This is a genomic window from Nocardioides sp. NPDC057772 (assembly GCF_042798075.1).
GTDB lineage: Bacteria > Actinomycetota > Actinomycetes > Propionibacteriales > Nocardioidaceae > Nocardioides.
In genome coordinates this window covers 1-3959 of sequence record NZ_JBHVKN010000309.1, presented here as the reverse complement: position 1 = coordinate 3959, position 3959 = coordinate 1, and the positions used below count along the sequence as shown (strand labels likewise).

At 69.7% G+C, this 3959-nt stretch carries 5 protein-coding genes; all 5 read right to left on the bottom strand.

Features of this window, described 5'->3' with window-relative positions; genetic code table 11:
• Positions 1-88: 88 nt before the first annotated feature.
• Positions 89-1255 (bottom strand): lipid-transfer protein, encoded by a 1167-nt coding sequence (locus ACFVJS_RS26815; protein WP_378886604.1) that lies wholly within the window; start codon positions 1253-1255, stop codon positions 89-91.
• Positions 1252-1635 carry a MaoC family dehydratase gene (locus ACFVJS_RS26810; RefSeq protein WP_378886603.1) on the bottom strand — a complete coding sequence of 128 codons (384 nt, stop codon included), beginning with the start codon at positions 1633-1635 and terminating at the stop codon, positions 1252-1254. The genes ACFVJS_RS26815 and ACFVJS_RS26810 overlap by 4 nt, the downstream gene beginning before the upstream one ends.
• The gene (locus ACFVJS_RS26805; RefSeq protein WP_378886602.1) at positions 1632-2036 is read right to left on the bottom strand and encodes a Zn-ribbon domain-containing OB-fold protein; all 405 of its coding nucleotides are present in this window, start codon (positions 2034-2036) and stop codon (positions 1632-1634) included. The genes ACFVJS_RS26810 and ACFVJS_RS26805 overlap by 4 nt, the downstream gene beginning before the upstream one ends.
• Positions 2033-2542 (bottom strand): MaoC family dehydratase N-terminal domain-containing protein, encoded by a 510-nt coding sequence (locus ACFVJS_RS26800; protein ID WP_378886601.1) that lies wholly within the window; start codon positions 2540-2542, stop codon positions 2033-2035. Before ACFVJS_RS26800 ends, ACFVJS_RS26805 begins: the two co-directional genes overlap by 4 nt.
• Positions 2539-3959 (bottom strand): acyl-CoA dehydrogenase family protein (locus tag ACFVJS_RS26795; RefSeq protein WP_378886600.1); only part of this gene is annotated, 1421 nt, incomplete at its 5' end. The genes ACFVJS_RS26800 and ACFVJS_RS26795, both read right to left, overlap by 4 nt.

Sequence of the window (3959 nt, the reverse complement as noted above, 5' to 3'; positions counted from 1 at the left end):
CACGTCAACCCCCTCGGTGAGGGATCTCACAGCAGCACCCCCGGGCGGAGCCCGGGGGTGCAACATTTTGCGCAAAATTTCAGCGCATTCAGGGTGCCGAGAGCACCAGCCCGCTCGTAGGCACACCAGTGCCCGCGGTGACAAGCACATGGGCGGCGCCCGGGACCTGGTTCACCGACGTGCCGCGCACCTGGCGTACGCCCTCGGCGATGCCGTTCATGCCGTGCAGGTACGCCTCGCCGAGCTGGCCGCCGTGGGTGTTGATCGGCAGGCGCCCGCCGAGCTCGATGGCGCCGCCGCGTACGAAGTCCTTGGCCTCTCCCCTGTCGCAGAAACCGAGCTCCTCGAGCTGCATGAGTACGTAGGGGGTGAAGTGGTCGTAGAGGACGGCGGTGTCGATGTCGGCTGGGGTGAGGCCGGACTGGCGCCACAGGTCCTTGGCGACGACGCCCATCTCGGGGATGCCGATCTCGTCGCGGTAGTAGGACGTCATCACGTACTGGTCGGCGGCGCTGCCCTGGGCGGCCGCGGCGATGGTGACCGGCGAGTTGGGCAGGTCGCGGGCCCGCTCGGGGCTGGTGACGACGATCGCGACGGCGCCGTCGGACTCCTGGCAGCAGTCGAGCAGGTGGAGCGGGTCGGCGATCATCCGGGAGGCCTGATGGTCCTCGAGCGTGATCGGCCTCCCGTAGAAGAACGCGGCAGGGTTGGTCGCGGCGTGGCGACGGTCGGCGACGGCCACGGCACCGAAGTCTTCGCTGGTCACGCCATAGTCGTGCATGTAGCGGCGCGCCTGCATGGCGACCGTCGCGGCCGGAGTCGAGAGGCCGAGCGGGTAGGTCCAGGCGTTGTCGAGGCCGTTGGTGTTGACCTGCTGCGCGGCCCAGGGCTGGACCTGGCCGAAGCGCTGTCCCGAGCGCTCGTTGAAGCCGCGGTAGGCGACGACGACGTCCGCGACGCCGGTGGCGACCGCCATCGCGGCTTGCTGGATCGTCGCGCAGGCGGCGCCGCCGCCGTAGTTGATCCGGGAGAAGAACCTCAGGTCGCCGAGGCCGAGCTCGCGGGCCAGCGCGATCTCGGAGCTGGTGTCCATGGTGAACGTGGTCAGCCCGTCGACGTCTGCCGGCGCCAGACCGGCATCCGTGAGGGCTGCCCTGGTGGCCTCGACGCTCAGCTGGAGCTCGGAGCGACCGGACTCCTTGGAGAACTCGGTCGCGCCGATCCCGACGATCGCCGCCTTCCTGCTCAGACTCATGCGGCGACCCTCACGGTCCCGGTCACGTGCGCGCCGAGCGAGACCGCGCCGGTGACCTGGATGGTGGCGACGCCGTCCGCCACCTCGGTGACCTCGCCGGAGAACGAGAGCGTGTCGTAGGGGTAGGCCGGGGCGCCCAGGCGGATCGAGATCCCCTTGATCTGCACGTCGGTCCCTGCCCAGTCGGTCACGTAGCGCTCGCACAGCGCCGTCGAGGTCAGGATGTTCATGAAGATGTCCTTCGAGCCCGCGGCCTGGGCCCGGTCGCGGTCGTGGTGCACGTCTTGGAAGTCGCGCGTCGCGAGCGCGGTCGAGACGACCAGCGTCGGGGTGATCGGGAGCTCCCAGGTCGGGATCTTCTCTCCGGTCTGAAACTTCATGGCCGCCTCCAGATCGGGAGCGTCAGCTCCTCGTCGATTTGGTTCCAGTCGACGACCAGCCGTTCGCCGATTGTCAGGGCGTCCTCACCCTCGGGCGGCACGCCGGTCACCTCCGCCACCATGCGTACGCCCTCGGGCAGGTCCAGCAGCGCCACCACCAGCGGCAGCTCCTTGCCGGGCAGCTTGGGGGCGTGGATGACCGTGAACGAGTAGACGGTGCCTTCGCCGCTCGCGACGACATGACCACGGTCGTACGCGTCGCAGCTCGGGCACGCCGGACCCGGCGGGTGCCGCAGAGCCCCGCACGCGTTGCAGCTCTGGATCCGGAGCTCCTGCTTGGCGGTGCCCTCGAAGAAGTACGCGTTGTCCCGGCCGATCACCGGCCGCACCGGGCCGCTCATTGCTTCTCCTTGGGGACGAACTTGAGGACGCGGAACAGCATCGTCGCGACCCGCTCCTCGCCCACGTACCAGGTGCTCCTGGAGGTGACGAAGTAGCCGACGCCCATCCCGGTCTGCTTGGGGCCGACGACGGAGTCCAGCGCGGTGGTGACGCGCACCTGCTCGCCGACGCGGAGGTAGCGGTCGTAGCTCTGCTCGGAGTTGGTGCCGAGGACGCCATGGAAGCCGGCGTCGGTGAGCACGTTCATCATCGCGTGCAGCGGGTCGCGGTCGGGGTGCTTGCCGCCCTGGCCGTACATCGTCCACACCTGGGCCATCGACGGCGGCGCCTCCCCCTGGTGGAACCGCTCGGACTCCAGGCCCATCGCCTCGAGCCAGTTGTTGATCGTGGGCTGGTTGACCACGTCGCGGGCATTGCGCTCGGCGGCCTCGCCCCACGCCTTGATCTCCTCGGCGGCGGCCATGACCTTCTCGTGGATCGCGTCGTCCACCAGCGGCCCGCTCATCGCGGCACCCGCGGCATCCCGAGGCCGAACATCGCGATCAGCTCGCGCTGGACCTCCTGGACGCCGCCACCGAAGGTGAGCACCAGGTTGCGCTTCGCCTGGGCGTCGAGATAGTCGAGCAGGCTCTTCGTGACCGGTTCTCCGGGGTCGCCGTGGCGGTGCACGAGCGCGACCAGGTCGGCGAGCAGGTGCTGGACCTGGTCGGCGGCGAAGACCTTCGAAGCGGACGCGTCGGCGACCGCGATCTCGCCCTGCTCGGCCGCGCGGGCGACCTCCCAGTTGAGCAGCTCGTTGACGCGGAAGACGGCGGTGGTCTTCCCGATCAGCGAGCGTACGTCCGGGCTGTCGGTGACACCCTGGGCCGTGGCCCAGCGCAGGACCCGGTCGCGCAGGCCCTCGATCCGCCCGGCCGGGCCGAGCATGACGCGCTCGTGGTTGAGCTGGGTGGTGATCAGCTTCCAGCCCTGGTTCTCCTCCCCCACCAGCATGTCGGCGGGGACCCGGACGTCGTTGAAGTAGGTCGCGTTGACGTGGTGGGAGCCGTCGGCGGTGATGATCGGGGTCCAGGAGAAGCCCGGGTCGGTCGTGTCGACGATCAGGATGGAGATGCCCTTGTGCTTGGGGGCGTCCGGGTCGGTGCGCACGGCGAGCCAGATGTAGTCGGCGGCGTGACCGCCGGTGGTCCACAGCTTCTGGCCGTTGACGACGTAGTGGTCGCCGTCACGCCTGGCGGTGGTGCGGAGCGAGGCCAGGTCGGTGCCGGCCTCCGGCTCCGAGTAGCCGATCGCGAAGTGCACCTCGCCGGCGAGGATCCGGTTGAGGAACATCTGCTTCTGCTTGTCGGTGCCGTAGCGGATCAGCGTGGGACCGACGGTCTGCAGGGTCACGGCCGGCAGGTGCACGTCGGCGTACTGAGCCTCGTTGGCGAAGATCGTCTGCTCGACCTCGCCGAGGCCGTGGCCGCCGTACTCCTTCGGCCAGCCCACGCCCATCCAGCCGTCGTCGCCGAGCTGTTTGATCAGCTTCTGGTAGGTCGGGCCGTGCCGGTCCCAAGAGCCCTCGGGACCGGGGTCGCCCGGTTCACCATCGTGGGAGAGACCGGCGAAGTAGGCCCTGACCTCGGCCTTCAGAGAACGCTGCGCCTCGGTGAGCTCGTGGTTCTTGGCCTCGGCGGTCTCGACCGGGACGGCTTCGGCCGGGGTGTCGAGCAGGTGGGCGATGTCGGTGCCCCAGGTGGTGAACGCGAGCAGTGGGTAGGTCACGTCGACACCCATGCCGCCGTGGAGGTGGTGGCAGGTGCGGAAGGCGTACGGCGCGACCTGGCTGGACCAGAAGGCGGCGACCTTCAGGTCGGTCGGCGTCGAGCGGCCGCCGTCGACGGCGGCGACCGCGTTGTCCGCAGCGAGGTCGAGGGTGC

Excerpts from the sequence above, each read along its gene's own strand:
- ACFVJS_RS26815 (WP_378886604.1), bottom strand. The coding sequence starts at position 1,255 with ATGAGTCTGAGCAGGAAGGCGGCGATCGTCGGGATCGGCGCGACCGAG.
- ACFVJS_RS26810 (WP_378886603.1), bottom strand. The coding sequence starts at position 1,635 with ATGAAGTTTCAGACCGGAGAGAAGATCCCGACCTGGGAGCTCCCGATC.
- ACFVJS_RS26805 (WP_378886602.1), bottom strand. The coding sequence starts at position 2,036 with ATGAGCGGCCCGGTGCGGCCGGTGATCGGCCGGGACAACGCGTACTTC.
- ACFVJS_RS26800 (WP_378886601.1), bottom strand. The coding sequence starts at position 2,542 with ATGAGCGGGCCGCTGGTGGACGACGCGATCCACGAGAAGGTCATGGCC.